The organism is Bradyrhizobium altum (assembly GCF_020889705.1).
Classification (GTDB): domain Bacteria; phylum Pseudomonadota; class Alphaproteobacteria; order Rhizobiales; family Xanthobacteraceae; genus Bradyrhizobium; species Bradyrhizobium altum.
The window spans coordinates 149,137-174,090 of sequence record NZ_JACMYP010000001.1; the positions used below are offsets into that span (position 1 = coordinate 149,137).

At 63.7% G+C, this 24,954-nt stretch carries 23 protein-coding genes; 12 read left to right on the forward strand and 11 right to left on the reverse strand.

Going from position 1 to position 24,954, the window contains the following annotated elements:
* Nucleotides 1–3: 3 nt before the first annotated feature.
* Nucleotides 4–708 carry an ABC transporter ATP-binding protein gene (locus H8B02_RS00730; protein WP_229164074.1) on the forward strand — a complete coding sequence of 235 codons (705 nt, stop codon included), beginning with the start codon at nt 4–6 and terminating at the stop codon, nt 706–708.
* Between the two features lie 45 nt (nt 709–753).
* Here H8B02_RS00730 and H8B02_RS00735 read toward each other — a convergent pair whose 3' ends face one another.
* Nucleotides 754–1,905: a zinc-dependent alcohol dehydrogenase gene (locus H8B02_RS00735; protein WP_229164075.1), complete on the reverse strand. Its 1,152-nt coding sequence runs from the start codon at nt 1,903–1,905 to the stop codon at nt 754–756.
* Between the two features lie 194 nt (nt 1,906–2,099).
* Between H8B02_RS00735 and H8B02_RS00740 the strand changes: the two genes are divergently transcribed.
* The 7 genes from H8B02_RS00740 to H8B02_RS00770 all read left to right on the forward strand — a co-directional run bounded on the left by H8B02_RS00740 (nt 2,100) and on the right by H8B02_RS00770 (nt 8,086).
* Nucleotides 2,100–3,107, forward strand: coding sequence for an ABC transporter substrate-binding protein (locus tag H8B02_RS00740; RefSeq protein ID WP_229164077.1), 1,008 nt, complete (start codon nt 2,100–2,102; stop codon nt 3,105–3,107).
* A 37-nt stretch (nt 3,108–3,144) separates the two neighbouring features.
* Nucleotides 3,145–3,960, forward strand: coding sequence for an ABC transporter permease (locus tag H8B02_RS00745; protein WP_229164079.1), 816 nt, complete (start codon nt 3,145–3,147; stop codon nt 3,958–3,960).
* A gap of 4 nt (nt 3,961–3,964) precedes the next feature.
* On the forward strand, nt 3,965–4,750 hold the full coding sequence (locus H8B02_RS00750) for an ABC transporter permease (protein WP_229164081.1): 786 nt from the start codon (nt 3,965–3,967) through the stop codon (nt 4,748–4,750).
* Nucleotides 4,747–5,805 carry an ABC transporter ATP-binding protein gene (locus H8B02_RS00755; protein ID WP_229164087.1) on the forward strand — a complete coding sequence of 353 codons (1,059 nt, stop codon included), beginning with the start codon at nt 4,747–4,749 and terminating at the stop codon, nt 5,803–5,805. The genes H8B02_RS00750 and H8B02_RS00755 overlap by 4 nt, the downstream gene beginning before the upstream one ends.
* A 9-nt stretch (nt 5,806–5,814) precedes the next feature.
* Nucleotides 5,815–6,654 carry a phosphodiesterase gene (locus H8B02_RS00760; protein ID WP_229164088.1) on the forward strand — a complete coding sequence of 280 codons (840 nt, stop codon included), beginning with the start codon at nt 5,815–5,817 and terminating at the stop codon, nt 6,652–6,654.
* Between the two features lie 295 nt (nt 6,655–6,949).
* On the forward strand, nt 6,950–7,687 hold the full coding sequence (locus H8B02_RS00765) for a Crp/Fnr family transcriptional regulator (RefSeq protein ID WP_092115577.1): 738 nt from the start codon (nt 6,950–6,952) through the stop codon (nt 7,685–7,687).
* Nucleotides 7,688–7,816: 129 nt separating this feature from the next.
* Nucleotides 7,817–8,086: a hypothetical protein gene (locus H8B02_RS00770; RefSeq protein ID WP_229164092.1), complete on the forward strand. Its 270-nt coding sequence runs from the start codon at nt 7,817–7,819 to the stop codon at nt 8,084–8,086.
* Nucleotides 8,087–8,101: 15 nt separating this feature from the next.
* On the opposite strand, the gene H8B02_RS00775 is transcribed toward H8B02_RS00770, so the two are convergent.
* The 5 genes from H8B02_RS00775 to H8B02_RS00795 form a co-directional block, all read right to left on the reverse strand.
* A complete protein-coding gene (locus H8B02_RS00775) occupies nt 8,102–9,193 on the reverse strand; it encodes an amidohydrolase family protein (RefSeq protein ID WP_229164093.1) in 1,092 nt (363 codons plus the stop codon).
* 186 nt (nt 9,194–9,379) lie between these two features.
* A complete protein-coding gene (locus H8B02_RS00780) occupies nt 9,380–10,675 on the reverse strand; it encodes a TRAP transporter large permease (RefSeq protein WP_229164095.1) in 1,296 nt (431 codons plus the stop codon).
* A gap of 15 nt (nt 10,676–10,690) precedes the next feature.
* Nucleotides 10,691–11,203: a TRAP transporter small permease gene (locus H8B02_RS00785; RefSeq protein WP_229164097.1), complete on the reverse strand. Its 513-nt coding sequence runs from the start codon at nt 11,201–11,203 to the stop codon at nt 10,691–10,693.
* Nucleotides 11,204–11,245: 42 nt separating this feature from the next.
* The gene (locus tag H8B02_RS00790) at nt 11,246–12,277 is read right to left on the reverse strand and encodes a TRAP transporter substrate-binding protein (protein WP_229164098.1); all 1,032 of its coding nucleotides are present in this window, start codon (nt 12,275–12,277) and stop codon (nt 11,246–11,248) included.
* A 41-nt stretch (nt 12,278–12,318) separates the two neighbouring features.
* Nucleotides 12,319–13,062: a GntR family transcriptional regulator gene (locus H8B02_RS00795; RefSeq protein ID WP_229164100.1), complete on the reverse strand. Its 744-nt coding sequence runs from the start codon at nt 13,060–13,062 to the stop codon at nt 12,319–12,321.
* 70 nt (nt 13,063–13,132) lie between these two features.
* Here H8B02_RS00795 and H8B02_RS00800 point away from each other — a divergent pair, with 70 nt between their 5' ends.
* Nucleotides 13,133–13,939, forward strand: coding sequence for an SDR family NAD(P)-dependent oxidoreductase (locus H8B02_RS00800; RefSeq protein WP_229164101.1), 807 nt, complete (start codon nt 13,133–13,135; stop codon nt 13,937–13,939).
* A 405-nt stretch (nt 13,940–14,344) separates the two neighbouring features.
* Here H8B02_RS00800 and H8B02_RS00805 read toward each other — a convergent pair whose 3' ends face one another.
* Nucleotides 14,345–15,055 carry a molybdate ABC transporter substrate-binding protein gene (locus H8B02_RS00805; RefSeq protein ID WP_229164103.1) on the reverse strand — a complete coding sequence of 237 codons (711 nt, stop codon included), beginning with the start codon at nt 15,053–15,055 and terminating at the stop codon, nt 14,345–14,347.
* Nucleotides 15,056–15,095: 40 nt separating this feature from the next.
* Nucleotides 15,096–16,046, reverse strand: coding sequence for a Bug family tripartite tricarboxylate transporter substrate binding protein (locus H8B02_RS00810; protein WP_376711581.1), 951 nt, complete (start codon nt 16,044–16,046; stop codon nt 15,096–15,098).
* A gap of 175 nt (nt 16,047–16,221) precedes the next feature.
* On the opposite strand from H8B02_RS00810, the gene H8B02_RS00815 reads away from it, so the two are divergent.
* The 3 genes from H8B02_RS00815 (at nt 16,222) to H8B02_RS00825 (ending at nt 20,374) form a co-directional block, all read left to right on the forward strand.
* Nucleotides 16,222–17,292 carry an ABC transporter substrate-binding protein gene (locus H8B02_RS00815; RefSeq protein WP_229164107.1) on the forward strand — a complete coding sequence of 357 codons (1,071 nt, stop codon included), beginning with the start codon at nt 16,222–16,224 and terminating at the stop codon, nt 17,290–17,292.
* Nucleotides 17,293–17,415: 123 nt separating this feature from the next.
* Nucleotides 17,416–19,515: a molybdopterin oxidoreductase family protein gene (locus H8B02_RS00820; RefSeq protein WP_229164109.1), complete on the forward strand. Its 2,100-nt coding sequence runs from the start codon at nt 17,416–17,418 to the stop codon at nt 19,513–19,515.
* Between the two features lie 79 nt (nt 19,516–19,594).
* Nucleotides 19,595–20,374 carry an enoyl-CoA hydratase/isomerase family protein gene (locus H8B02_RS00825; protein WP_229164110.1) on the forward strand — a complete coding sequence of 260 codons (780 nt, stop codon included), beginning with the start codon at nt 19,595–19,597 and terminating at the stop codon, nt 20,372–20,374.
* A gap of 201 nt (nt 20,375–20,575) precedes the next feature.
* Here the strand turns inward: H8B02_RS00825 and H8B02_RS00830 are convergent, their stop codons facing one another.
* The 3 genes from H8B02_RS00830 to H8B02_RS00840 all read right to left on the reverse strand — a co-directional run bounded on the left by H8B02_RS00830 (nt 20,576) and on the right by H8B02_RS00840 (nt 24,823).
* Nucleotides 20,576–21,004: a GlcG/HbpS family heme-binding protein gene (locus tag H8B02_RS00830; protein ID WP_229164112.1), complete on the reverse strand. Its 429-nt coding sequence runs from the start codon at nt 21,002–21,004 to the stop codon at nt 20,576–20,578.
* The gene (locus tag H8B02_RS00835) at nt 20,997–23,975 is read right to left on the reverse strand and encodes an FAD-binding and (Fe-S)-binding domain-containing protein (RefSeq protein WP_229164114.1); all 2,979 of its coding nucleotides are present in this window, start codon (nt 23,973–23,975) and stop codon (nt 20,997–20,999) included. Before H8B02_RS00835 ends, H8B02_RS00830 begins: the two co-directional genes overlap by 8 nt.
* 95 nt (nt 23,976–24,070) lie before the next feature.
* Entirely contained in the window at nt 24,071–24,823 is a 753-nt protein-coding gene (locus H8B02_RS00840; RefSeq protein ID WP_229164116.1) for a GntR family transcriptional regulator, read from the reverse strand.
* Nucleotides 24,824–24,954 lie beyond the last annotated feature (131 nt).

Below are 24,954 nucleotides of genomic sequence, written 5' to 3' on the forward strand. Positions count from 1 at the left end.
CGGATGCTGCAGATCAGCAAGCTCAATGCCTGGTATGGCGCAAGTCACGCGTTACAGGACATCAGTCTCGAGGTGAGCAAGGGCGAAATCGTCTGCCTGATCGGCCGCAACGGGGCCGGCAAGACGACGACGCTTAAATCAGTCATGGGGTTGATGGGGCGGGCGCGCGGCTCGGTCACCTTCAAGGGTGAGGAGCTGCTGCGCCAGCCGGCGCATGTGCGCTTCGCGTTAGGACTCGCCTATGTTCCAGAGGAGCGACGGATTGTGCAGGGACTGACCGTGCGAGAGAATTTGCGGCTCGGGCTGGTTGCCTCGAGGGAGAAGAAGCGGGAAGCCGAGCTGATCGACGAGATCGCTGCGATCTTCCCGCGGCTGGCCGAGCGCATGGACCAAGAAGCGGTCACGATGTCCGGCGGCGAGCAGCAGATGCTGGCGATCGCGCGGGCGATGATCGCAAAGCCCGACCTGATCATGCTGGACGAGCCGTCGGAGGGCATCATGCCGGTCCTGGTCGACGAGATGTTCGAGCTGTTCAGCAGCATGAAGGCGAAGGGAACGACGGTTCTGCTGGTCGAGCAGAACGTCGAGCTCGCACTCGGCATTGCCGATCGTGCCTATGTGCTGGATCAAGGGTCCGTCGTGCATCAAGCCTCGGCGCAGGCGCTGCTCGCCGACGACGAGATCAAGGAGCGCTACTGCTCGGTGTAAGCAGGGTCTCGGATCAGCGCGCGTGCCACCGGCACGTACTGAACTTTACTCCGCAGCGCTCGCGATCGCGTCGGCTTTCCGATTGGTGACGACGACCTTGATCGCGTCATCGACGCGGTCCCGCGCATATCTCAGCGCGGTCGGCAGGTCGGCCAGCGGAAACGTATGCGTGTGGATCCTGGTCGCGTCGAACCGCTTCGCTGCCATCAATTTCATCGCGCGGTGTGTGGCGCTGCGGCCTTCGCCGCGGATGCCGTAGGCGTAGATGTTGTTCCGTACGAGATGCGCGATGTCCAGCGTCGCGGCCTCGTGCGGGAAGGCGGCCAGACAGATCTTGCCGCCGCGATTGGTCATGTGAATGGCCTGGTTGAGTGTCGCGTCGGTGCCGGCACATTCGACGACATAGTCCGCGCCGATCCCCCCTGTTAGTTGCTTCACGACCTCAACGACGTCTTCGTCGTTGATGTTGATGACGCGGTCGGCCCCCAGTTCCCGGCCGATCGCCAGCCGCTTGTTGCGCGTGCCGGTCAGGATCACCGGGCTTGCACCAAGCGCCTTGGCCACGGCAACTGCGAGAAGTCCGATCGGCCCTGGGCCGATCACCACGACGCTCTCGCCGGCCACCAATCCCCCCAATTCCGTCAAGCCATACATCGACGTCCCGGCGGTCACCACGAGCGTCGCTTCCGCGTCGCTCATGGTATCCGGGACGCGCGCCAGCGTATTGATATGATTGACCGCGTATTCGGCGAATCCGCCGTCGGTCGTAAAGCCGTTGGCGCGGTGACCCTTCTCCGGCTTTCCATAGTTGAGGCACGACGTGTACATGCCCTGGCGGCAGCGTTTGCATTGGCCGCAGCCGGCGTGGATTTCCACGCTGACCCGCTCACCGATCCTGAACTCGTCGACGTTTGGGCCAAGCGCGGCAACCGTGCCCATGTATTCGTGACCCGGCGTAAAGTTCTTGTTGAAGGGCGCGCCGCCTTGAATGCTTGCCGGCGACCCGGCATGGATGATTTCGAGATCGGTGGCGCAGATCGCAACCGCGTCGATGCGCACCAGCACTTCGGCGCGCGACGGGATCGGCGTCGGCTTCTCGCGAAGCAGGAGCTGGTCGGGGTCACCAAGGACCCAGGCTTTCATCAGGTCGGGGACGGGAAGGTCGGACGATGTCTTGACGCCGGGCGGCTGGTACATGGGCGCTTCCTCATTCGGCTCGCAGCCTAGCGCGAAACGACGGTTTGCCGCGAGCCTCCGGTCGTTGGTATCCGGGCTGCTGCATTTGCTGCACGGCAGCAAGCGCGTCGCAAAACCTTCATGCGCGGTCTATACTTGGTCGCTCCGTTGATGTTGAAATCCGCATTGCATCCTCTCCCAGACCGGAGCCTGCCATGAAGACCGTCCGCCTTGTCCTTGCGTTGCTGGCGCTGACACTGATCGCGCCATGGCAATCCGCCAGGGCGGCCGACGTGATCTGCTACAATTGCCCGCCCGAATGGGCGGATTGGGCCTCGATGCTGAAGGCGATCAAGGCGGACCTCAACTACGATATCCCGCATGACAACAAGAATTCCGGTCAGGCGCTGGCCCAAATCCTGGCCGAGAAGAGCAATCCGGTCGGTGATATCGGCTATTTCGGCGTGACCTTCGGCATGAAGGCCAAGGCCCAGGACGCGCTCGAGCCCTACAAACCCGCGCATTGGGAGCAGGTGCCCGCCGGCCTCAAGGACCCCGACGGCTATTGGACCACGATCCACTCCGGGACGCTCGGCCTGTTCGTGAACAAGGACGCGCTTGGCGGCAAGCCGGTGCCGGCCTGCTGGAAGGACCTGCTGAAGCCAGACTACAAGGGCATGGTCGGCTATCTCGACCCGTCGTCGGCCGCGGTCGGTTATGTCGGCGCGGTCGCCGTTAATCTCGCGCTGGGCGGCTCGCCCACCAATTTCGATCCGGCAATCACCTTCTTCAAGGAACTGCGCAAGAACGATCCGATCGTGCCCAAGCAGACGTCATATGCCCGTGTCGTCTCGGGAGAGATGCCGATCCTGTTCGACTATGACTTCAACGCTTACCGCGCGAAATATTCAGAGAAGGGCAACTTCGAGTTTGTCATCCCCTGCGAGGGCTCGGTGGTGTTTCCCTATGTCGTCGGTCTCGTGAAGAACGCGCCCGACAAGGAGAAGGCCAAGAAGGTGATGGACTATTTGCTGTCCGACAAGGGGCAGGCGATCTGGACCAATGCCTATCTGCGTCCGGCCCGCCCGATCGAGCTGCCTGCTTCCGTGAAGGGCAAATTCCTCCCCGACAGCGACTATGCCCGCGCCAAGAGCGTCGACTGGGGCGAGATGGAAAACGTGCAAAAAGCCTTCGTCGACCGCTATCTCGCCGAGGTCCGCTGAGGCAATATGGTGCCCTTCGCGGGGCACCATTCTTCCCATGTCGCAAAAATCCTTCGTTTGGCTCTGCCTGCTGCCGCTTGTGCTGGTGACGACGGCGTTCTTCCTGTTGCCGATGGCGCGGCTGGTGGTGGCGGGCGCCGAAGGGCCGCACGGGCTCACCGGATACCTCGCCATCCTGACCGAAGGCCGCTATCGCGCGACGCTGATCAATACCGTGCTGCTGGCGGCGGCAACCACGGGCGTCACGCTGATCGTGGCGACGATCGCCGGAATGTTCCTGCAGCGGCACCGCTTTCCCGGGCGGGCCGTGCTGATCGCGATGCTGACCTTTCCGTTGGCCTTTCCCGGCGTGGTGGTCGGCTTCATGATCATTCTGTTGGCAGGCCGGCAAGGGCTGATCGGCGATCTCTCGAACCGGATCTTCGGCGAGAAGTTCGTTTTCGCCTATTCGATCTACGGGCTCTTCCTCGGCTATCTCTACTTCTCGATCCCGCGCGTGATCCTCACCATCATGGCGGCCGTGCAAAAGCTAGACGTCGGTCTGGAGGAAGCCGCGCGTTCCCTTGGCGCCAGCCCCTGGGCGGTCCAGCGTGACGTCGTGTTGCCGGCACTGGCGCCGGCCTTCGTTGCGTCCGGCGCGATCGCATTTGCGACCGCGATGGGCGCTTTCGGCACCGCTTTCACGCTGGCGACTAATATCGACGTACTGCCGATGCTGATCTACACCGAGTTCACGCTGGCCGCCAATTTCGCGACCTCGGCGGCGCTGTCGGTGGGGCTCGGCTTGATCACCTGGCTCATCCTTGCGCTGGCCCGCACGTTCAGCGGAAGCGCGGTCGCGGCGGCCGGGTGAAAGCATGCGCGATCGCCTGATCTTCACCGGCCAGTTCATCTTCACGTTGCTCGTTGCCGCATTCCTGGTGGTGCCCGCGGGGCTTTCAATTTCCGCCGGCGTCACCGTCAATTATTTCCGGGGCATTCAGTCCGGCGTGACCCTGCAATGGGTCGCCCAGGTCTGGGAGCTCTATGCCGGCACCATTCTGCTCTCCTTCGTGATCGCCTTCGCGACACTCGCCGTCACGTTGCTCGCCGGCGTTCCCGCGGCGTACGCGCTGCACGCACGGGGAGGCCGCCTTGCCCGCATCGTCGAGGAGATCATCACGCTGCCCTTGGCGATCCCCGGGCTTGCGATTGCGCTTGCGCTGTTGCTCGCCTATGGGAGCTTTGGCGGCTTTCGCCGCTCCTGGCTCTTCATTCTGGTCGGTCACGTGATCTTTACCATGCCGTTCATGGTGCGCTCGGTCATGGCGGTGTTTGCGACCGTGGACATCAAGACGCTCGATGAGGGCGCCGCCTCGCTCGGCGCATCGCCATGGCGGCGCTTCTGCGATGTCATCGTGCCGAATGCGCTGCCGGGAATTCTCGCTGGTGCGCTGATGGTGGTCACGCTATCGCTCGGCGAGTTCAACCTGACCTGGATGCTGCATACGCCGCTGACGAAGACGCTGCCGATCGGGCTGGCCGACAGCTACGCATCGATGCGGCTCGAAGTGGCCTCGGCCTACACGCTGATCTTCTTCGTGATGATCATTCCGCTGCTGGTCGCGATGCAACTGCTGGCCGACAGGAATCACAAGCGATGAATACGGCCGGGCACGGTGCAGCGGTGCGGATCGAGGCATGCGGCAAGACCTTTGCCGACGGCACGCGTGCGCTCGATCCCGCGACCCTCGACATTGCGCGCGGCGAGACGCTGGTGCTGCTCGGACCATCCGGATGCGGCAAGACCACGATGCTGCGCATCATCGCGGGCCTCGAGTTGCCGGATGCGGGCGGCAAGGTGCTGTTCGACGGCAAGGATATGACCTCGGTCCCGATCGAGCGGCGCAATGTCGGCATGGTGTTTCAGTCCTACGCTCTGTTCCCCAACATGACGGTGGCGGACAATATCGCCTACGGTCTGAAGATCCGGGGTGTTGCCAGGGGCGAGCGTGCCGCACGCGTCGCCGAGCTGGTGGCTCTCACGAACATCACGGGGTTGGAGAACCGCCGCATCGACCAGCTCTCGGGCGGCCAGCGCCAGCGGGTGGCACTGGCGCGTGCCGTCGCGATCCGGCCCGGCATATTGCTGCTCGACGAGCCCTTGACCGCGCTTGATGCCGCCTTGCGGGACCGGCTGCGAGGTGAGCTCAACCGGCTGTTGCGCGCACTTGGTATCACGACGATCTATGTCACCCATGATCAGTCCGAAGCCATGGAATTGGGCGACCGCATCGTCGTGATGCGGAAAGGTGCGATCGCCCAGATCGGCACGCCGCGCGAGGTCTACTTCGCACCGAAGGACCGCTTCGTGGCGGAGTTCATCGGAGCGGCGAATATAGTTGAAGCTCCGATCGAGAACGGCATACTGATCCTGCCCGGCGGACGATTGCCGATCGAGGGTGGCGCGACAGCTGCGAACGCGACCGTCATGATCCGTCCCGAAACCATTCGCGTGACGGACGCCGGGGCGGCAGTGCTTTCGGGAGTTGTCGATTCCGTCAGCTTCATCGGCAACCGGCAGCGGCTCGTTGTGAGTGGTGCATCGAGCAAGCTGCTCAATGTCGACGCGCCCAATACAATTCAGGCCAAGGTCGGCGATCGAATCGGGCTTTCGATCGCGGCCGACGCCGTTCGTCTGCTCCCTTCCGAACCCTGAGATTGATCGATGCCGCCGAAACCGGTTCTCATCGCACAGATATCCGACCTCCACATCAAGTCGCCGGGAGTGCTGGCCTATGGCCGGGTCGATACCGCGAAGGCGCTTGAACGCTGTGTGGCGGCGCTCGGAGCGTTCGAGCCGGTGCCCGATTTCGTCGTCGTCTCGGGCGACCTTGTCGATACGCCGTCGGTCGAGGAATACGACTATCTCAAGCGATTGCTCGCGCCGCTGCGCCTGCCGTTTGCCGGCATTCCCGGCAATCACGACTCGCGTCAGTGGATGCGCGAAGCGTTTCCGGCCGCGCCCTATGTTCACGCAACAGGCCCGCTCGACCAGAAGATCGAAGTGAATGGCCTCGATCTCCTGCTGCTGGATTCAAGCGTCGCCGGCAAGCCGCACGGCATGCTCGAAGCGCCCACGCTGCAATGGCTGGACGCGGCGCTCGCGACGGCAGCCGACCGGCCGGCGCTGCTTTTCCTGCATCACCCGCCATTCAAGGGCGGCATCTGGCATATGGACCGGCAAGACCTCTTCAATGCCGACGCATTGGCGGAAATCGTCAGGCGTCACCCGCGTGTGCGGTTGATCGGGTGCGGGCACGTCCATCGCGCGATGCTGACCACCTTCGCCGGGATTGCCGTGACAATATGCCCCGCGCCGAACCATGCGGTCGACCTGGACCTCGGACAGCTCCGCGAACCATCGTTCAAGGTGGAACCGCCCGCATTTCATTTGCACACATGGTTTCCCGGGCAGGATTTTGGACAGCTGGTCACACACCAGATCCCCATCGGTCAGTTCGATGGGCCGCATCCGTTCTTTGGACCAGACGGCAAGCTGCTGTGAGCGGGTGGCGGTGACCCGTCACACGGACGGGTCCTGCCAGGCGAGATTGCGGTTGATGGCGGGTTTTCCAGACCAAGGGCGGCCGTTGCCTACAATTGAGCGTTGCAACTAGGCACATATTTATTCCAAATTGTACCTTCGATGCCTTCTAGCCCGATCTCACCGGCCCGGACCTTTTGTTGCTGTAGGCCCCCGGTGGGGCTATAGTCCTTTCCGCTTTCATTGATCGATGGCTTGTCGGTGTGTCGCCCTGCTGGCGCGCCGATCGAACGCAACACAATCAGTCTGGATCACAATGACCGGTGCGCTGCCCATAGAACGAACTGCCGGCGCGCCGTTGTTTTCAAACAACAAGCTATCGGTGCTGCGCAAGCATCCCTATTTCGCGGATCTTGAGCCCGAGGCATTCGATCAGCTCTGCCGTTATGCCAAGCACACCACGCTGAAGCGCGGAACGACGATCTTCTCCAAGGGCGATCCGGGCACCAGCCTGATCGCGGTGATCTCGGGTACGGTGAAGATCAGCATCTCGTCGCCGGATGGTCGCAACGCGATCCTGAACCTGATCGAGGCCGGAGAGATATTCGGCGAGATCGCGCTGCTCGATGGGTTGTCGCGGACGGCCGACGCCACCGCCAACACCAATTGCGAGCTGTTCGTCATCGACCGGCGCGAGTTCATTCCGTTCGTGCGCAGCCAGCCGACGCTTGCGATGAAGTTCATCGAGCTGCTGTGCGCAAGGTTGCGCTGGACCAGCGACCAGGTCGAGCAGGTGATCCTGCAGGATTTGCCGGGCCGTTTGGCGAGCGCGCTGCTGCGCCTGAGCGACAAGCACAAGCCGCAGGGGCGCACCATCTCGATCACCCAGCAGGAGATCAGCGAGATGGTCGGGATGACCCGCGAGAGCATCAACAAGCAGCTCCGCGCCTGGGCGACACGCGGTTGGGTCAGGCTCGAGCATGGCGCGATCGTCGTGCTGAAGCCCGAGTCGCTGCAGGCGCTGGTCGACGCCGGGGCTGATGACGGCGAGTAGTCGCGCGGTTAGTCCCGTACTTCACGAAACGGTGAACCGGACAAGGCCTGTGAAACCATTCACATCGGCCGTGCGTGCCCTGCGGTAAGTGACGCTTCGGTGGAGCACACTCGCACTGTGGAGGAATCCATGCAGGGCTCTTTCGACAACCGGCAGCAGGATCCGGAAAGCCACTACGGGAGCTTCAGCATCAAGCTGATCGCTCTGCCGGCGCTCGTGATCGTTGCATTGATCGGGATGCTGGTCAGCCACCCCGCCGCAGTGAAATGGATATCGGATGCGGCACAAGCGGAGTTCGCGGGAATCGACGTCGTCGACGTCGATCCATTGACCAAGATTGCGCAGCCGGCACCCACGGCGCTGCCGCGCAATGAGATGCGGACGGTGAAGGCCAACTGATCGTCGGCGCCGTCGTCAAGCGGCAACGCCGAGCAGCTTCGCTGCAGTTCGGCCGAGAATGTTGGCCTTGTCGTCGTCGCTCAGCGATGAGCAGCCGAAGATGTGGTCGGCCGGTGCCATTTGCCATGGATAGGGATAGTCGCTTCCCAGCACAATCTGGCCGGCGCCAACCTGGGCGGCGAGATGCCGGATCGCCTCAGGAGTGAACACCAGCGAGTCGAAGTAGATCTGCTTGAGATATTCGCTCGGCGCCTTCTGGAGCTTGATCTCCGGATTGCATCCCTTGGGTCCGACCAGGCAGGGGTGGTCCGAGCGATCGGCATAGGAGGGGAGATAGCCGCCGCCATGCGCGGCGATGATCCTCAATCCCGGGAAGCGGTCGAGCGTGCCCTCGAAGATTAAATGGGACAGTGCGATCGTGGTCTCGAGCGGATTGCCGATGGTGTTGCCGAGCCAGCCATTGCCGGAGAGCCGCCTGCCGAGCTCGGGCACGCCCTGCGGATGGATGAACAGGGGGACGCCGAGTTCCTCGGCCTTGGCCCACACGGGATGAAACCTCGGATCGGAGAATTCGACGCCATCGACCACACCGCCGATCGCCGCGCCCTTCAGCCCCTGTTTCTTCACCGCCGTCTCCAGCTCCTGCACCGCAAGGTCCGGCGCCTGCAGCGTCAGCGAGGCGAAGGCCGCGAACCGCTCGGGCTTCGAAGCGCACAATTCCGCGAGCTTTTCATTCTGGATTTTCACGATCTTCCCGGCGAGCTCGCGATCGCGGTCGTACCAGAACGGATTGATCGAGAGCACCTCCATATCGACGGCCTGCGCGTTCATCGCAGCGAGGCGCTTGTCGATTTCGACGAAGGCCTCGGTGGCGCCGTTGACCGGCGGTAGCTGCAGCTTTCCGGCGTCGGCGCCGAGCAGGGCGCCGGCCTCGCGGAAGTGGCAATGCGAGTGAATGTCGATCGTCCTGACGCGCTTGCCGTCGACGGTGACCGGCAATTTCTGGCGCGATTGCTGCGCATTCGCATTGTGGACGAGCCCGCAGCCGCAGAACACGATACCCGCAGCCGCTGCTCCCGCTTTCAGGAAATCCCGCCTTGTGGTCATGACGATCGCCTCCCTGGTCTTTTTGTTATGGACGGGGAGCCTAGGGGCGCTGGCGAACGGTCGCAAGACCACACGCTGTGCGTGTCGCGCAATGTTGATCTGCTCAGACCGGCTTGATCCCGGCCTTGGCGATGATGTCGATGGGTTCCGGTGACGGCCGCAGTTCTGCAAGATGTCCGCTAGCCCTCAGTGCAGCACCTGGAGTTGCCGCGGCAGCCATAGCGAGATCTCCGGCAGATAGGTCACGCACATCAGGACAAAGAACATCACCGCGTAGAACGGCCAGATCTTGCGCATGACTTGCTCGATCGTGACCTTGCCGACCGCGCAGCCGACAAAAAGAATTGCTCCGACCGGTGGGTGGCACAGGCCGATGCCGAGATTGAGCAGCATGATCATGCCGAAATGGACCGGATCGACGCCGAAGTTCTTCATGACAGGCAACAGGATCGGCGTTGCGATCAGGATCGATGGCGCCATGTCGACAAGCGTGCCGAGCACCAGCAGCAGGATGTTGATCAGGAGCAGGATGACGTACTTGTTGTCAGAAATCGACAGGAAGAAGGCGGTCATCTTGGCCGGCATCTGCGTCAGGGCCATGATGTAGCCGACACTGGAGGCGCACGCGATCAGCGTCATCACCATCGCGACGGTGCGTAATGTGCGATGGAGCAGCACCGGCAGGTCGCGCCAGCGATAGTCGCGATAGATGAACATTGTGACGAAGAAAGCCCAGATGCAGGCGACGGCGCCGGCTTCGATTGCCGTGAAGATGCCGCCGAGAATGCCGCCAAGGATGATAACGAGGGTGATGAGACCCCAGGAGGCATCGATGGCGATCCGGATCGCGTCCTTGGCCGGCACGGTCTGGCCGTGCGGGTGCTTCTCGCGATAGGCGACGGCCAGGCACAGGATGATCAGCGAGAAGCCGAGCAGCAGCCCGGGGAATACGCCGGCCATGAAGAGGGCGCTGATCGAAATCGTTCCGCCCGTCGCAAGCGAGTAGAGCACCGCGTTGTGGCTCGGCGGCACCAGAAGGGCCTGGACCGACGAGGTGATCGTGAGATTTGTCGCGAACACGCGCGGATAGCCGTTCTTTTCCATCTGCGGGATCATCACCGAACCGATGGCGGATGTATCGGCGACCGCCGATCCGGAAATGCCGCTCAGGAATGTCGTCGCAAGCACGTTGACGATCGAAAGGCCGCCGCGCAGCCGGGTCAGTCCAACCAGCACGTCGGCGAACGCAACCAGGCGGCGGGCCATGCCGCCCTCCGCCATGATCGCGCCGGCCAGCACGAAGAACGGGATCGTCAGCATCGCGACCTTGCTGACGCCGTCGGAAATCTTCAGCATCACCGCTTCCAGGGGAATGCCGATCCACAAGGCGCCGACGATGGCCGCCATCGCCAGCGAATAGGCGATCGGCATTCCGATCAGGAAGCAGAGCAGCATGGTCGCGAGCAGAATGAGGATATCCATGATGGCCTCTCGCGATCAGTCGGCGGAAAACTCGCGGTGTGGTGCGATCGGATCGGGCGGCGCACCCAGAAAAATCCGCTCGATGATGAACAGGAGCAGACAGACGCCGCCGATCGGAATCGGAAGATAGGTGACGCCGACCGAAAGCGACGGGAAGTCGGCGATGGTGTTGTACCAGGTCACCTCGACGAGCCGAGCGCCCCAGATGACCATGAACAATGCGATCAGGCCCATCAGCAGCTGGACCACAAGGTCGGTCAGGTTGCGAAGCGGATCAGGCAGCTTGTTGGCGAAATACGCGACGTTCATGTGCAGATTGAGCCGATATCCGGCGGCCGCACCGATGAACGTCACGACGATGGTGAGCAGCACCGCGAGAGGTTCGGGCCATGACGCGGCGCTGTTCAGGACATAGCGGGTGAACACTGCCCAGGGGATGACGGCTGAAATCAGGATCAGCGCGACAGAGCCCGTGGTGACGCAGGCAAGATACAAATAGTCCATCGCGCGGCGATATGATCCGGCCATGTCCATTTCCTGTAAGAGGACGATTTCCCGTATGGCGTGACGTCAGGCGGACTGGATGCGCCCGATCATGTCCTGGTGTTTCGGGCCGTATTTGTTCCATACCGGCTTGATCGCGTTCTGGAATGGCGTCTTGTCGGCGATCTCGATGATCTCGCACCCGGCAGCTTTCGCTTTTTCCATCGCCTGCTGCTCGTAGGTGTTCCAGAGCCCGCGCTCTTCCAGCTGCGCCTCACGGGCGAGCTTCCTGATCAGCGTCTGGTCGTCGGCTGCCAGCGCGGACCAGGCGCGTTTCGAGAACACCAGCAGCTCGGGAACGATCAGGTGCTCGGTGAGCGAAAAGTGTTTCGCTGCGGTGTAGTGATTGCTGAAGACGTAGCTCGGGGGATTGTTCTCGGCGCCGTCGATGACGCCGGTCTGCAGCGCGCTGAACACCTGATCGTAGCCCATCGCGACACCGTTGCCGCCCAGCGCGTTCATCATGTCGATGAAGATCGGATTGCCGATGACGCGGAACTTGAGGCCCTTGATGTCGGCGATCGTCTTGATCGCGTGCTTGGTGTTGTAGAGGCTGCGTGCGCCGGAATTCATCCAGCATAACGCGACCAGTCCGGCATTCGGGCTTGCCGTAATCTTGTCCAGCAGCTCCTGGCCGATCGGGCCATCCATCATCCGCTCGGCATGCGCCATGTTCTTGAACAGGAAAGGCATGTTGACGACGTTGATGTCATCGACGATCGGGCCGATCGAGCCGGCGCTGACGCGCAGCATCTGGATCGCGCCGATCTGGGTCTGCTCAATGGTTTCCTTCTCGCCGCCGAGCTGCATCGAGGGGAACATCTGCAGCGACAGGCGGCCGTTGGTCGCCGCCGCCAGCTTCTTGCCGAGGTTTTCCGTCGCGACCACGGTCGGGTAGCCCGGCGGTTGTACGTCCGACGCCTTGAAGACCGCTTTCGACTGGGCGAGGGCGGTCTGCGCCGAGGTCGCAACCACCGCGCCAAGGCCAGCGCCGATCTTGATGACGTCGCGCCGGTTGAGCCCGGCACCGCGCTGCTGCGATCGATCTGTATGGTTCATGTCGTTCCTCCCAAAATTGCCTGGCCGGAGTCCGGCCGCGGTCATGCCGGCTGGCTTTGCGCGTCGAAGAACTCCGGATTGTGGTGCCGGGTGGCCGAGATGTCGGCCAGAAGCCGTTCGAGGTGTCTGGCCATCGCCGCTCCGGCGGATGCCGGGTCGCGCGCCTCGATCGCGGCCATCACGGCCTCATGCTCGGCGATGACCTCGGCCATCCGTCCACGCTGCGGCAAGGTGAGCCACCGGAAGCGGTCCACGTGAACCTTGACCTGCAGGATCAGCTTCCAGATGCCGGGATGTCCGGCAATTTCGGCGATGGCGGCGTGAAAGGCTTCGTCGGCCTGATGGAATGCTTCGCGATCGGCGGCCATCTCGGCCTCGCGCTGGCGTTCGAGGATCGCGTGCAGGCCGAGGATCTGGCTGGCGCTGGCGCGCTCGGTTGCCATGCGGGTCGTGGTTTCCTCCAGCGACCTGCGGACGATAATCGCCTCCGGAAGTGCGGCCAGCGGGATGCGCGACACGAAGATGCCGGATTGCGGGAAGATCTCGACCAGGCTCTCGTCCGACAGGCGCAGGATGGCTTCCCGCACCGGTGTCCGGCTGACGCCATATGCGCGCGCGATCTCTGCTTCGATGATCGGATCGCCGGGTCTGCGCTTCAGTGAGACCAGTTCAGCGCGCAGCTCAGCATAGATCCGCGCCGCCGCGGTTGCGGTCCGCGGACGACCGGTCCGCCGGTGGCCGGCGAGGTTGCGGAGCTCCGACTTTTTCGGCGAGCGGGCGGGCATTCTTGCTCCCAAAACTGATATATTAGTATATGAAGTTGCCATGGAAGGCAAACGAGCATCGGGAGGTCACATGACCGACTACCGCAAGCTGTTCGATCTCACCGGCAAGACCGCCGTGGTGCTGGGCGCCGCCTCGGGTATCGGCAAATCCTCGGCCGAAGCACTGGCGTCGCTTGGCGCACGCGTGCTGTGTGCCGATCGCACGCTCGAGTGCGCGGATGCGACCGCCGCGGCAATCCGGGAGCAGGGCGGAGCGGCGGCGGCCGCCAGTTGCGATGCTGCCGACCGTGCGGACGTCGATGCGCTGGCAGCGAAGGCGCTCGCGGAGTTTCAGCGCGTCGACATCGCCGTCACCACGCCGGGGCTGAATATCCGCAAGACCATCCTCGACTACACCGACGAGGACCTCGATCGCGTCATCAACCTCAACATCAAGGGCACGGTGTGGTTCTTCCAGGCCTTCGGCCGCATCATGGTCCAGCAACAGGGCGGCAGCCTCATTGCCTGCTCCTCGGTGCGCGCGGTGACGATCGAGCCGGGGCTTGCAGTCTATGGTTCGACCAAGGCGGCGATTGGGATGTTGGTCAAGGGCTTCGCGTCCGAGGTCGGGCGGTCCGGCGTCCGCGTCAACGCCATCGCGCCGAGCATTGCGGAGACCGCCTTGACCGGCCCGTTCAAGCAACGGCCCGACATCTACAATCTCTATGCCGGTCACACCGTATTCAATCGCTGGAGCAGCGCCGACGAGGTTGCCACCGCCGTGGCTTACCTTGCATCTGATGCGGCGAGCTATGTCAGCGGCAGCACGCTGTTCGTCGACGGCGGCTGGACCGCGGTCGATGGACCGCCGACGGGCCTCACGCAATTGGCGCAGTAGAGCGTGATGAAGTCAGGTTGAAGCGGTCTCGCGGTAGACTCTGTGCACCTCTCCCCGCTTGCGTCCACCGCCGTCATCGCCCGGTCAAGGTACGCCGCGGCCTCTCGGCTCAAGCACAGGCGTCTCTGGAATACTGGATCACCCGCATGCGCATGCGCGGGCGATGACACCGAGCAAGCTGAGCAATCACCCCGTCATCCGGAGGAGGAGCCCGCCAACGGCGGGCGTAAGGATGGCCTGCACGATTTCTGGATAATGGAAGAATGCCGCTGATTTGCCCGACGAGTCAAGTTGCCGTATCTGCCGGACAGCTGCCGGCTACTTTGCATGGGGTTGTTTTGGATATTTTGGCAGTGCGCCCCCGCGGCGGCAGGCTATCGCATCCGATCACGCTCCAGGTTGTGTCTACGACCTCGGTTCGGAGACAAAGCCAGCCTGGCCGCGTAGCTCCGACGTATCTGACGACGTCAGCAGTGCGATCAGGCGCCGCGCCTGCGATGCAGCCGATGCTTGCGTCGCAACGGCAGCCGTATACATGGTCGCGAGCCCGCATCCCGGCGGCAGGATGCCGGACAGCACGACGCCCTTGGTGCTGATGATCTCGGTCGATTGCGTGCAACCGATCGGCCGCCGGTCGCTCGACTTGGCCAGATGCCGCATGGCCGTTGCGCCGTTCGGAAAGACTTTCAGCCGATCGGCGACGGCATCGGCGATATCGAGTTGCGCCAGCACCTTGGCGACATGAATTCCGGCGGTTGATGCCTTGGTATCGGGCACGAAGATCGCGTCCGCAGCGAGCAACACCGCGCGCAGGCTGGCCGCGTCATCAGCGCGCGCTGGCGGATCGCTTGCGCGGACCGCAAGCGCCGTTTCAACGCGGCCGATGTCAGCGATCGAGCTTCGCAAAACCAGCCCTTCGTCGGCAAGCTTCGCGATCAGCGCAGCGGTCAGGATGACGATGTCGGTTGGAATGCCGGCACGCAGTCTGTCGGCCATGACGCCGACCGCGCCAAAATCGCCGGCAATGCCGAGGCCGGTTTTGGCTTCAAACGCCGGCGCAAGGCTGCGCACCAGGCCCTGCGCTGCGCCGCCGCTCAGGATGTTCAAGGTCTTCATTTGCACCTGTTCCGTCACCACGGTCTTGGCCGCTACGTGCCTATTCGGTCTTGTCGAGTCTTTTGACGACGTCTGTCCACTTCACGATATCGGCGCGCAGAAATTTGTCGAAGGCTTGCGGCGTCATGGTCATCGGCACCGCGCCCTGCGCGGCCCAAAACTTCTCGACCTCCGGCCGCCTGACCGCGGCATTCACGGCCGCGTTGAGTTTCTCGATGATCGGCTTCGGCGTACCTGCTGGGGCCATCAAGCCGAGCCAGATCGTCGCCTCATAGCCGGAGACGCCGGCCTCGATGACCGTGGGAACACTGGGCAGCACTGCGGAACGCGTCTTGCCGGTTGTTGCCAGCGCGCGGACCTGGTTTTCGGCAACATTCGGTGCCATCGCCGGAACGGCGTCGATCATCATCTGGACCTGGCCGCCGATGACGCCGCTGCGGGCCTCACCACTGTTGCGGTAGGGCACATGCACGATGTTGATCCCGGCCATGGCTTTGAACAATTCGCCTGCCATGTGATACGGCGTGCCCTGACCCGAGGAGGCGTAGTTCAGCTTTCCGGGCTCTGCCTTTGCAAGCGCGATGAACTCCTGCAGCGTCCTGGCCGGCACGGCGGGGTGGACCACGATCACCAGATCCGAAGTGTTCAGGGTTGCGATCGGCGTCAGGTCGCGCATCAGCTCATATTTGCGCTGGGGCACCAGCGATTCATTGGCGGTCTGGGTGTTTGACATCATCAGAAGGGTGTAGCCATCGGCCGGCGCCTTCGCGACCTCGAGCGTGCCGATCACGCCGCCGGCGCCGGTGCGGTTCTCCACCACGAAGGGCTGGCCGAGGTTTTCCTGCAAGATGCTGCCGATCTGGCGCGCAACGACATCGGCCGGACCGCCGGGACCAAACGGAACGATGATCCTAACCGGCCGCGCAGGATAATCCTCGGCGTCCGCATGTGAGCCTGACATCGACACGGTCAGCAATGCCGCGACACACATCAAGGCGTACCGAAAGTCCGCCATTGATCGTCTCCCCCAACTTTAGTCTTCTTTCTTGACCAGAAGTCTAGCTGCAACCTGAAGCATCTGTCGACGACAGACATCGTCTTCGCGCATCGGAACGAGGGCGGGAGGACGGTGTACTCAAACTTCGCCATCGCGTGCGGGGAATCAAATGAGGAAACATCCTGGGCTATCGCGCCGCGATCTGCTGAAGGGCGCCAGTGCCGTGCTGGCAGGGACCGCCTTTTCAACACGCGTGATGGCCGCCGCGCCAGCTGCGGAACCGGTGACGCCGGCGTTGATCGAGGCGGCGAAGAAAGAGGGGCAGGTCGTCTATTACACCTCGACCGATCTGCCGGTCGCGGAGAAATTGGCGAAAGCATTCGAGGCAAAATATGCCGGGATGACCGTGCGTGTCGAACGCACCGGCGCGGAGCGTGTGTTCCAGCGGGTCGGCCAGGAATACGCCAGCAACATTCATGCGGTCGACGTCGTCAATTCCTCCGACGCCGCGCATTTCATCGTGTGGAAGCGCGACGGTATTCTGGCGCCCTATGTCCCGGAGGAGGTCGCAAAATACTATCCGGACGAGCATCGCGATGCGGACGGGCAGTTCGCAAGCTTCCGGGTCTGGCTTTCGATCATTGCCTACAACACCAATCTGGTGAAGGCCGAGGAGGCGCCGAAGAGCTTCGCCGATCTGCTCGATCCGAAATGGAAGGGCAAGATCGTCAAGGGCCATCCCGGCTATAGCGGCACCATCATGACCGCGACCTATCAGATGCAGCGCGATCTCGGCTGGAGCTTCTTCGAGCAGCTCGCCAAGCAGAACATCATGCAGGTGCAGTCCTCGACCGATCCACCGAAGAAGCTCGACCTCGGCGAGCGCGCGGTGATGGCCGACGGCAACGAGTACAACATCTTTCAGATGAAGGAGATGGGCCGCCCGGTCGAGCCGGTCTACGCCACCGAAGGGTCGCCGATCATTGTCGGCCCCAACGGGATATTCAAGGATTGCCCCCATCCGAATGCGGCAAGGCTGTTTCAATCGTTCGCGCTTGGGCGCGAGGGGCAGCAGCTCAATGTCGAGATCGGCGGCCTCAGGTCGGTCCACGCGCAGGCCCACGAGAAGGCCGGGCGCACGCCGTTGAAGGACATCAAGACGATGAAGGACGACCCGGTGGCGGTGGAGAGGGAGGGAGAATCGATCAAGGCGCACTACACCCGGATCTTCCGCGTTTGACGGACGGAGTGGGCCGGTAGCCGAGCATTTCGGCGTTTGCTGCATGGCTTATGCGCGATTTTCGCCCGGACGGGGTCAATAATGCCCCTCGGCGGAGCGGATATTTGATGTTACCAATTTGGCATGAACCAGCATGCCAAGGTCGATATCCGCCATTCCACCTGTCCGCACGACTGCCCCTCGGCATGTGCGCTCGACGTCGAGGTGATCGAGGGCCGCTCGATCGGCCGGGTGCGCGGCTCGAAACAGCAGACCTATACGGCCGGCGTGGTCTGCGCCAAGGTCGCGCGTTACGCCGAGCGGATTCATCATGCCGAGCGGCTGATGCATCCGCTGCGCCGGACCGGCCCGAAGGGCTCCGGCCAATTCGCGCGGATTTCGTGGGACGAGGCGCTGGACGAGATCGCGGTGCGATTCGACGCTGCCGAGCGGGAGTTCGGCGCCGAGTCGGTCTGGCCCTATTACTACGCCGGCACCATGGGGCTCGTGATGCGCGACGGCCTCAACCGGTTGTCGCATGTGAAGAAATACTCGCGCTTCTATGGAACGATCTGCTCGACCATCGCGCGCATCGGCTTCGCCGCCGGGACCGGCAAGATCGCCGGCGTCGATCCGCGCGAGATGGGCGTCTCCGACCTCGTCGTGATCTGGGGCACCAATCCGGTAAACACCCAGGTCAACGTGATGACGCATGCAGCGCGCGCGCGGAAGGAGCGCGGCGCCAAGATTGCGGCGGTCGACGTTTACAACAACGAGACCATGAAGCAGGCGGATATCAAGATTCTGCTGCGGCCGGGAACCGATGGCGCCTTCGCCTGCGCCGTGATGCACGTGCTGTTCCGCGAGGGATTTGCCGATCGCGATTATCTCGCGCGCTATACCGATTGCCCCGGCGAGCTGGAGGCACATCTGAAGACCCGCACGCCGGAATGGGCATCAGCGATCTCGGGCGTGCCGGTCGAGGAGATCGAGGCATTCGCGCGGCTGGTCGGGACCACCAAGCGCTCGTTCTTCCGTCTTGGTTACGGGTTCACCCGCAGCCGCAACGGCGCCGCGCAGATGCATGCCGCGCTGTGCATTCCCGCGGTGACTGGTGCCTGGCAATATGAGGGCGGCGGTGCGTTCTTCAACAATGCGGGCATCTGGCGCTTCGACGAGTCCATTATTGAGGGCCACGATGCGATCGATCCCTCGACCCGCGTGCTCGATCAGTCGAAGATCGGCCGCATCCTGACCGGCGATGCCGAGGCGCTGCGCGGCGGCGGACCGGTCAAGGCGATGCTGATCCAGAACACCAATCCGATGACGGTGGCGCCCGAGCAGGCGCTGGTGCGGCAGGGATTTGCCCGCGAGGATCTGTTCGTCGCGGTGCATGAGCAGTTCATGACCGAGACGGCCCAGATGGCCGACATCGTGCTGCCGGCAACGATGTTCATGGAGCACGACGACCTCTACTATGGCGGCGGCCATCAGCACATCTCGGTCGGCGCGAAGCTGATCGATCCGCCCGGCGAGTGCCGCTCGAACCACGAGGTGCTGCAGGGGCTCGGCCGCAGGCTCAATGCCGTGCATCCTGGCTTCGATATGACGCCGCGCCAACTGATCGATGCGACGCTGAAGAAGAGCGGGCACGGCGATATCGACACGCTTGAGGCCGAGCTGTGGCGCGACCTGCAGCCCGATTTCCGCGCCTCGCACTATCTCGACGGCTTCGCCCATGCCGACAAGAAGTTCCACTTCAAGGTCGATTGGGGCAAGGTCCCGGTCGGCGCGGGCGGGCTGATGGGCGCGTGGGACAAGATGCCCTCACTGCCCGACCACTGGACCATCATCGAGGAGGCGGACGCGCAGCATCCGTTCCGGCTTGCGACGTCGCCGTCGCGCAGCTTCCTCAACACCAGCTTCAACGAAACGCCGTCGTCGCAGGCCCGCGAGGGCGCGCCGACCGTGATGATCCACCCTGATGATGCGGCCGCGCTGTCGATCGCCGACGGGGAGGCCGTGACGCTCGGCAACATGCGTGGCGAGACCACGCTGACCGCAAAACTGTTCGATGGCGTTCGCCGTGGCGTGCTGATCGCCGAGTCGATCCATCCGAACAAGTCTCACATCGGCGGGCGCGGCATCAACATGCTGACCGGGGCGGAGGCCGTCGCACCGCTTGGCGGCGCCGCGTTCCACGACAACAAGGTCTGGATCAGGAAGGCGTCCGCCGCCGCTTAAATCCTGCTTGCAGTCGGCGCCGATCCTGCCGCAAATGTGCGCTGACACCAGCGTACAGGCAAGAAAACAGGCAGGAAACATGACCGACAACAGCGTTCTTCTCGAGAAGCGCGGGCAGGCGTTCTGGATCACCATCAACCGCGCGGACAAGCGCAACGCGCTCAATGCCGGTGTGATCGCGGGCATCGCCAAGGGCTACCGCGAGGCGCATGACGACAAGGACGTGCGCGTCATCGTGCTGACGGGCGCGGGCGACAAGGCGTTCTGCGCCGGCGCCGATCTGCAGAATAGCGGCGCGGCATTCTCGATGGATTTCTCGCGCCCGAATGTCGACTACGCCGATTTGTTGCGGCTGTCGCAGAACGCGACCAAGCCCGCGATCGCGCGGGTCGGCGGCGTCTGCATGGCGGGCGGCATGGGGCTGCTGTGCATGACCGACATGGCGGTCGCCGGCGATCAGGTGATCTTCGGCCTGCCGGAGGTGAAGGTCGGCGTGTTTCCGATGCAGGTGCTGAGCCTGCTGCAATCGATCGCCCCCGCACGCCTCATCAACGAATGGGCGCTGACCGGCGAGCCGTTCGATGCCAAGACCGCGCAGGCCGCTGGTCTTCTCAACTACGTCGTGCCGGCAGCTGAGCTCGACGCCAAGGTCGATTGGCTGATCGGCCGCATCGTCGACAAGTCGCCGACGGCGATCCGTCGCGGCAAATACGCGATGCGGGCGATCGCATCGATGTCGTTCGACGAAAGCATCGCCTACACCGAAAGCCAGATCGCGCTGCTTGCGATGACCGAAGATGCCAAGGAAGGCCTCAAGGCGTTCGGCGAGAAGCGCAAGCCGACCTGGACCGGACGTTGATCGCAGGCTTCACCTCGCCCCGCGTGCGGGGAGAGGTCGGAGCGCATCGTTAGATGCGTTCCGGGTGAGGGGGAGTCTCCGCGAGCGCAGCTGGCACCATATCAGCGGAGGCAGCCCCTCACCCCAACCCTCTCCCCGTAAGAACGGGGCGAGGGAGCGCAGTCCCGTCGCGTTCGCTATTCGACTTGAATTGACTGCACATCAACCCGCGTTGGCCTTCAGGCCGGCGGCTTCGATGCCGGCCACGGCGCAGATCTCGTCATTGTCTGACGTGTCGCCGCTGACGCCGACGGCGCCGAGCAGGATGGCTCCGTCCATGATCAGCACGCCGCCGGGGACCGGCACCAGCCGGCCCTGCGCCAGCGTGTTCACGCTGTCGATGAAATAGGCCTGCTCCTGCGCGCGCTGATACAGCGCCCGCGATCCCATCCCGAGCGCCAGCGCACCATAGGCCTTGCCGTGGGCGATCTCGGCCCGCATCAGGCTGGTGCCGTCCTGCGCCGCCGTGACCTTCACCGCGCCGCGCGCGTCGAGGATGGTGACGACCAGCGGCTTGAACTTCTTCTCGACGCCCTTGGCGAGCGCGGCGTCCAGAATCTTGCGGGCAATGTCGAGAGTGAGCTCAGCCATGGGCCTTTTCCTTTGTCGGTAACAATCTGTCGGAATTCGATTTCGCACACTTCAGGCTCATCGCCAATACGCTGGCGACATGCAGCGGCGTGCGCCCGCTGCCGTCCTTGATCTGATGCCGGCAGGAGGTGCCGTCGGCCACGATCAGCGTGTCCTGATCGGTGCTGCGAACCGCCGGGAGCAGCGACAGCTCGGCCATCTCGATCGAGGCCTGATAGGTCTCCGCGCCATAGCCGAACGCGCCGGCCATGCCGCAGCAGCTCGACTCGATGGTCTTGACCTCAAGGCCCGGCACCAGGCTCAGCACTTTCTCCACCGGCTTGAACGCGCCGAAGGATTTTTGGTGGCAATGACCGTGCACGACGGCCTTGCCGGCGACGGCGCCGAGCGGCAGGGCGAGGCGTCCGGCCTCGGCCTCGCGCACCAAAAATTCCTCGAACAGCAGGGCGTGGGCGCTGACCGACTTCGCGGCTTCATCCGAACGCAACGACAGCAGCTCGTCGCGCAGGGTCAGAAGGCAGCTCGGCTCCAGGCCAATGATCGGCACGCCGCGCGCCGCGAACGGCGCGTAGGTCGCAACCAGCCGGTCGAGCTCGGCACGGGCCTGCTCCACCAGACCTGCCGACAGGAACGTGCGCCCGCAGCACGGCGGGCGGGCGCCATCCGACGGTTTGGGCAGATGCACGCGATAGCCGCCGGCGACCAGCACCTCGATTGCGGCGTCGAGATTTTCGCGTTCATAGCCGCGGTTGAACGTGTCGGCGAACAGCACCACCTCGCGTCCGTCGGACGGACCCAGCACCTCGGCGTCGGGCTGGAAGGTGTCGCGGCGAAACGCCGGCAGCGCTCGCTTCGCGCTGATGCCGGCGAGTGTCTCGAACAGCGCGCGCAACAGCGGGCTGCGATTGCGCCAGTTCGCGATCGGAGCAAAGCGCGAGGCGAGATCGACATAGCGCGGCAGGTAGCCGACCAGCCGGTCGCGCAGCGACAGGCCGTGCGTCACAGCGCGCGCCGCCAGCACCTCGATCTTCATCTTGGCCATGTCGACGCCGGTCGGGCATTCATGGCGGCACGCCTTGCAGGAGACGCAGAGCTTCAGCGTGTCCATCATCTCGTCGGAGGCGAGCGCGTCCGCGCCCAACTGGCCCGAGATCGCGAGCCGCAACGTATTGGCGCGGCCGCGGGTGACGTCCTTCTCGTTGCGCGTCGCCCGATAGGAGGGGCACATCACGCCGCCTTCGAGCTTGCGGCAGGCGCCGTTGTTGTTGCACATCTCGACGGCGCCCTGGAAACCGCCACCGGCGCCGGGATAGGCCGACCAGTCGAGCACCGTCTTCAATTCGCCGACGCGATAGTCCGGCGAGAAGCGAAACAGCGAGCGATCGTCCATCCTGGGCGGATCGACGATCTTGCCCGGGTTGAGCGTGTTGGTGGGATCGAAGCGCTGCTTGACCTCGCGGAAATCGGCCACGATGCGCGCGCCGAACATCGTCTCGTGGAATTCCGAGCGCACCAGGCCGTCGCCGTGTTCGCCGGAATGCGAGCCCTTGTATTCGCGCACCATCGCGAAGGCTTCCTCGGCAATGGCGCGCATTGCCTTGACGTCCTTCTCGAGCTTGAGATTGAGCACCGGGCGCACATGCAGACAGCCTTCGGAGGCATGCGCATACATCGTGCCGCGCGTGCCGTGCCTGGCAAACACAGCGTTGAGTCGCTCGGTGTAGTCGGCAAGATGCGGCAGCGGCACCGCGCAATCCTCGACGAACGAGACCGGCTTGCCCTCCTGCTTCATCGACATCATGACGTTGAGGCCGGCGGCGCGGAAATCGGCGATGCCGGATTGCAGCGCCGGCTCGACGATCTCGACCACGCCGCCCCATTTGCGCTGCGGCTTGTCCCAGCCGAAGCCGAGGTCGCCCATCAGCTCGCCGAGCTGCCTGAGGCGGACGAGGTTGTCGGCCTGATCTTCCTCGGCGAACTCGACCACCAGGATCGCGTCCGGGTCGCCGCGCACTGCCGCGGAAATGATCGGCTGGAACATTGCGATCTCGCGGCCGAGCGCGATCATGGTGCGATCGACCAGCTCGACTGCGATCGGCCGCAGCTTGACCAAGTGCTGGGCCGCGTCCATCGCCTCGTAGAAGCTGCCGAAATGGCAGACGCCGAGCGCCTTGTTGCGGATGACCGGCCACAGTTTCAGCTCGACCTGCGTCGTGAAGGCCAGCGTGCCTTCCGAGCCGACCAAAAGATGCGCCATGTTGTTCGGCGCGTTGCGCGGGACCAGCGCGTCGAGGTTATAGCCGCCGACGCGGCGCTGCACCTTGGGGAATTTGTCCGCGATCTCGGCCGCCTCGCGCTCGCCGAGATCGAGCATGTCGCGGAACAGCTTCGATCCGCTGTCGGCAGCATTGATCCGCGTCAGGTCGCGCGGCACCTCGCCGAAATGCAGCAGCGTACCGTCGGCGAGCGCCGCATCCATCGACAGCGTATTGTCGCGCATGGTGCCGTAGCGCAACGAGCGGCCGCCGCAGGAATTGTTGCCGGCCATGCCGCCGATCGTCGCGCGCGACGCGGTCGAGACGTCGACCGGAAACCACAGCCCATGCTTCTTTAGCTGACGGTTGAGATCGTCGAGCACGATGCCGGGCTCGACCACGCAAGTGCGGTTCTCGACGTCGAGCGAAATGATCCGGTTCAGGTGTTTGGACAGGTCGACCACGATGCCGTCATTGACGGTCTGGCCGCATTGCGAGGTGCCGCCGCCGCGCGGGGTCACGATCCGCCCGTCGTCTCGGACGATCGCCAGCGTCCGCAGCGCCTCGTCGACGGTGCGCGGCACCACCACGCCGGCCGGCATGATCTGGTAGAACGAGGCGTCGGTCGCGTAGCGGCCGCGGTTGAAGGCATCGAAAAACACGTCGCCGGTCAGATCGGACCGCAGGCGCTGTTCGAGCGATGAGGCGTTCTTCATCCCAGATCCGATGTGATCCGCGGCGCAACCCATATTGCCCGGGAATTATTCATTCGATTGAGCCGAGAATTACATTATGAATTCAAAATGAGCAACTAGCTGCCTTGAGGTGGCGCCTCTTGGGCGCTGTCCGGTCCCTCAGCGAGGTGCTCGATGGCGGCGCTCCGCTTGTTGCGCAGATGGGCGAACAGGATATCGCTGAGTTCGCTTCCGGCGCGGCGGCGCAGCGCATCGAGGATCGCCTCGTGCTCGCGCATTGCCTCGGCCCAGCGTTGCCGCTTGCGGGCGAAATTGGCGGAGTAGCGCACGCGGCGGATCCGGCCCGCGAAGTTGGCGTAGGTCGTCGTCAGCGTCTCGTTGCGCGCGGCCGCGACGATGCTCTCGTGGATCTGCTGGTTGGTCTGGAAATAGCCGTGCATGTCGCGGTGCAGATAGTGGCCGTACATTTCGTAGTGCAGCCGCTCGATCGCAGCAATTTCCTCATCCGTGATGGCCTCGCATGCCAGCCGTCCGGCCAGGCTCTCAAGCCCGGCCATGACGTCGAACAGTTCCGCGAGGTCGCGCTGGCTGAGCTGGCGCACCCGCGCGCCGCGGTTGGGCAAGAGTTCGATCAGACCTTCGGCGGCCAGCACCTTGAGCGCCTCGCGCAGCGGCGTCCTGGAGATCCCCAGCATCTCGCACAGCTGGCGTTCGGGAACGCGGGCGCCCTCGGGAATGTTGCCTTCCACCACATAGTCGCGCAGCCGCAGCAGGACCTCGCCGTGAAGCGAGATCTCCTGGCGGTCGCTGCCGTTGCCTGCGGCTGGCTGGGTGATCGGAACCCCGGTCTCGGGAATCGCAGATTTCATATTCTCAACAATAATTTGCCGGCGCGGTCGCGTCGATCTCCACAATCGAATACCAAATTTGGATTGAAAATACAAAAAATGAATGCAAAATAGCCAGCCAAGGAGCCGAAATCCGGCGATTGGGAGGTTCT

What these genes read in the sequence shown, in the direction of transcription:
- H8B02_RS00785 (WP_229164097.1), bottom strand. Translation starts at nt 11,203, where the DNA reads ATGGCCGGATCATATCGCCGCGCGATGGACTATTTGTATCTTGCCTGC.
- H8B02_RS00770 (WP_229164092.1), top strand. Translation starts at nt 7,817, where the DNA reads ATGCAGGGCTCTTTCGACAACCGGCAGCAGGATCCGGAAAGCCACTAC.
- H8B02_RS00815 (WP_229164107.1), top strand. Translation starts at nt 16,222, where the DNA reads ATGAGGAAACATCCTGGGCTATCGCGCCGCGATCTGCTGAAGGGCGCC.
- H8B02_RS00800 (WP_229164101.1), top strand. Translation starts at nt 13,133, where the DNA reads ATGACCGACTACCGCAAGCTGTTCGATCTCACCGGCAAGACCGCCGTG.
- H8B02_RS00840 (WP_229164116.1), bottom strand. Translation starts at nt 24,823, where the DNA reads ATGAAATCTGCGATTCCCGAGACCGGGGTTCCGATCACCCAGCCAGCC.
- H8B02_RS00750 (WP_229164081.1), top strand. Translation starts at nt 3,965, where the DNA reads ATGCGCGATCGCCTGATCTTCACCGGCCAGTTCATCTTCACGTTGCTC.
- H8B02_RS00760 (WP_229164088.1), top strand. Translation starts at nt 5,815, where the DNA reads ATGCCGCCGAAACCGGTTCTCATCGCACAGATATCCGACCTCCACATC.
- H8B02_RS00745 (WP_229164079.1), top strand. Translation starts at nt 3,145, where the DNA reads ATGTCGCAAAAATCCTTCGTTTGGCTCTGCCTGCTGCCGCTTGTGCTG.
- H8B02_RS00795 (WP_229164100.1), bottom strand. Translation starts at nt 13,062, where the DNA reads ATGCCCGCCCGCTCGCCGAAAAAGTCGGAGCTCCGCAACCTCGCCGGC.
- H8B02_RS00820 (WP_229164109.1), top strand. Translation starts at nt 17,416, where the DNA reads ATGAACCAGCATGCCAAGGTCGATATCCGCCATTCCACCTGTCCGCAC.
- H8B02_RS00765 (WP_092115577.1), top strand. Translation starts at nt 6,950, where the DNA reads ATGACCGGTGCGCTGCCCATAGAACGAACTGCCGGCGCGCCGTTGTTT.
- H8B02_RS00830 (WP_229164112.1), bottom strand. Translation starts at nt 21,004, where the DNA reads ATGGCTGAGCTCACTCTCGACATTGCCCGCAAGATTCTGGACGCCGCG.
- H8B02_RS00805 (WP_229164103.1), bottom strand. Translation starts at nt 15,055, where the DNA reads ATGAAGACCTTGAACATCCTGAGCGGCGGCGCAGCGCAGGGCCTGGTG.
- H8B02_RS00730 (WP_229164074.1), top strand. Translation starts at nt 4, where the DNA reads ATGCTGCAGATCAGCAAGCTCAATGCCTGGTATGGCGCAAGTCACGCG.
- H8B02_RS00835 (WP_229164114.1), bottom strand. Translation starts at nt 23,975, where the DNA reads ATGAAGAACGCCTCATCGCTCGAACAGCGCCTGCGGTCCGATCTGACC.
- H8B02_RS00790 (WP_229164098.1), bottom strand. Translation starts at nt 12,277, where the DNA reads ATGAACCATACAGATCGATCGCAGCAGCGCGGTGCCGGGCTCAACCGG.
- H8B02_RS00825 (WP_229164110.1), top strand. Translation starts at nt 19,595, where the DNA reads ATGACCGACAACAGCGTTCTTCTCGAGAAGCGCGGGCAGGCGTTCTGG.
- H8B02_RS00810 (WP_376711581.1), bottom strand. Translation starts at nt 16,046, where the DNA reads ATGTGTGTCGCGGCATTGCTGACCGTGTCGATGTCAGGCTCACATGCG.
- H8B02_RS00740 (WP_229164077.1), top strand. Translation starts at nt 2,100, where the DNA reads ATGAAGACCGTCCGCCTTGTCCTTGCGTTGCTGGCGCTGACACTGATC.
- H8B02_RS00755 (WP_229164087.1), top strand. Translation starts at nt 4,747, where the DNA reads ATGAATACGGCCGGGCACGGTGCAGCGGTGCGGATCGAGGCATGCGGC.
- H8B02_RS00735 (WP_229164075.1), bottom strand. Translation starts at nt 1,905, where the DNA reads ATGTACCAGCCGCCCGGCGTCAAGACATCGTCCGACCTTCCCGTCCCC.
- H8B02_RS00775 (WP_229164093.1), bottom strand. Translation starts at nt 9,193, where the DNA reads ATGACCACAAGGCGGGATTTCCTGAAAGCGGGAGCAGCGGCTGCGGGT.
- H8B02_RS00780 (WP_229164095.1), bottom strand. Translation starts at nt 10,675, where the DNA reads ATGGATATCCTCATTCTGCTCGCGACCATGCTGCTCTGCTTCCTGATC.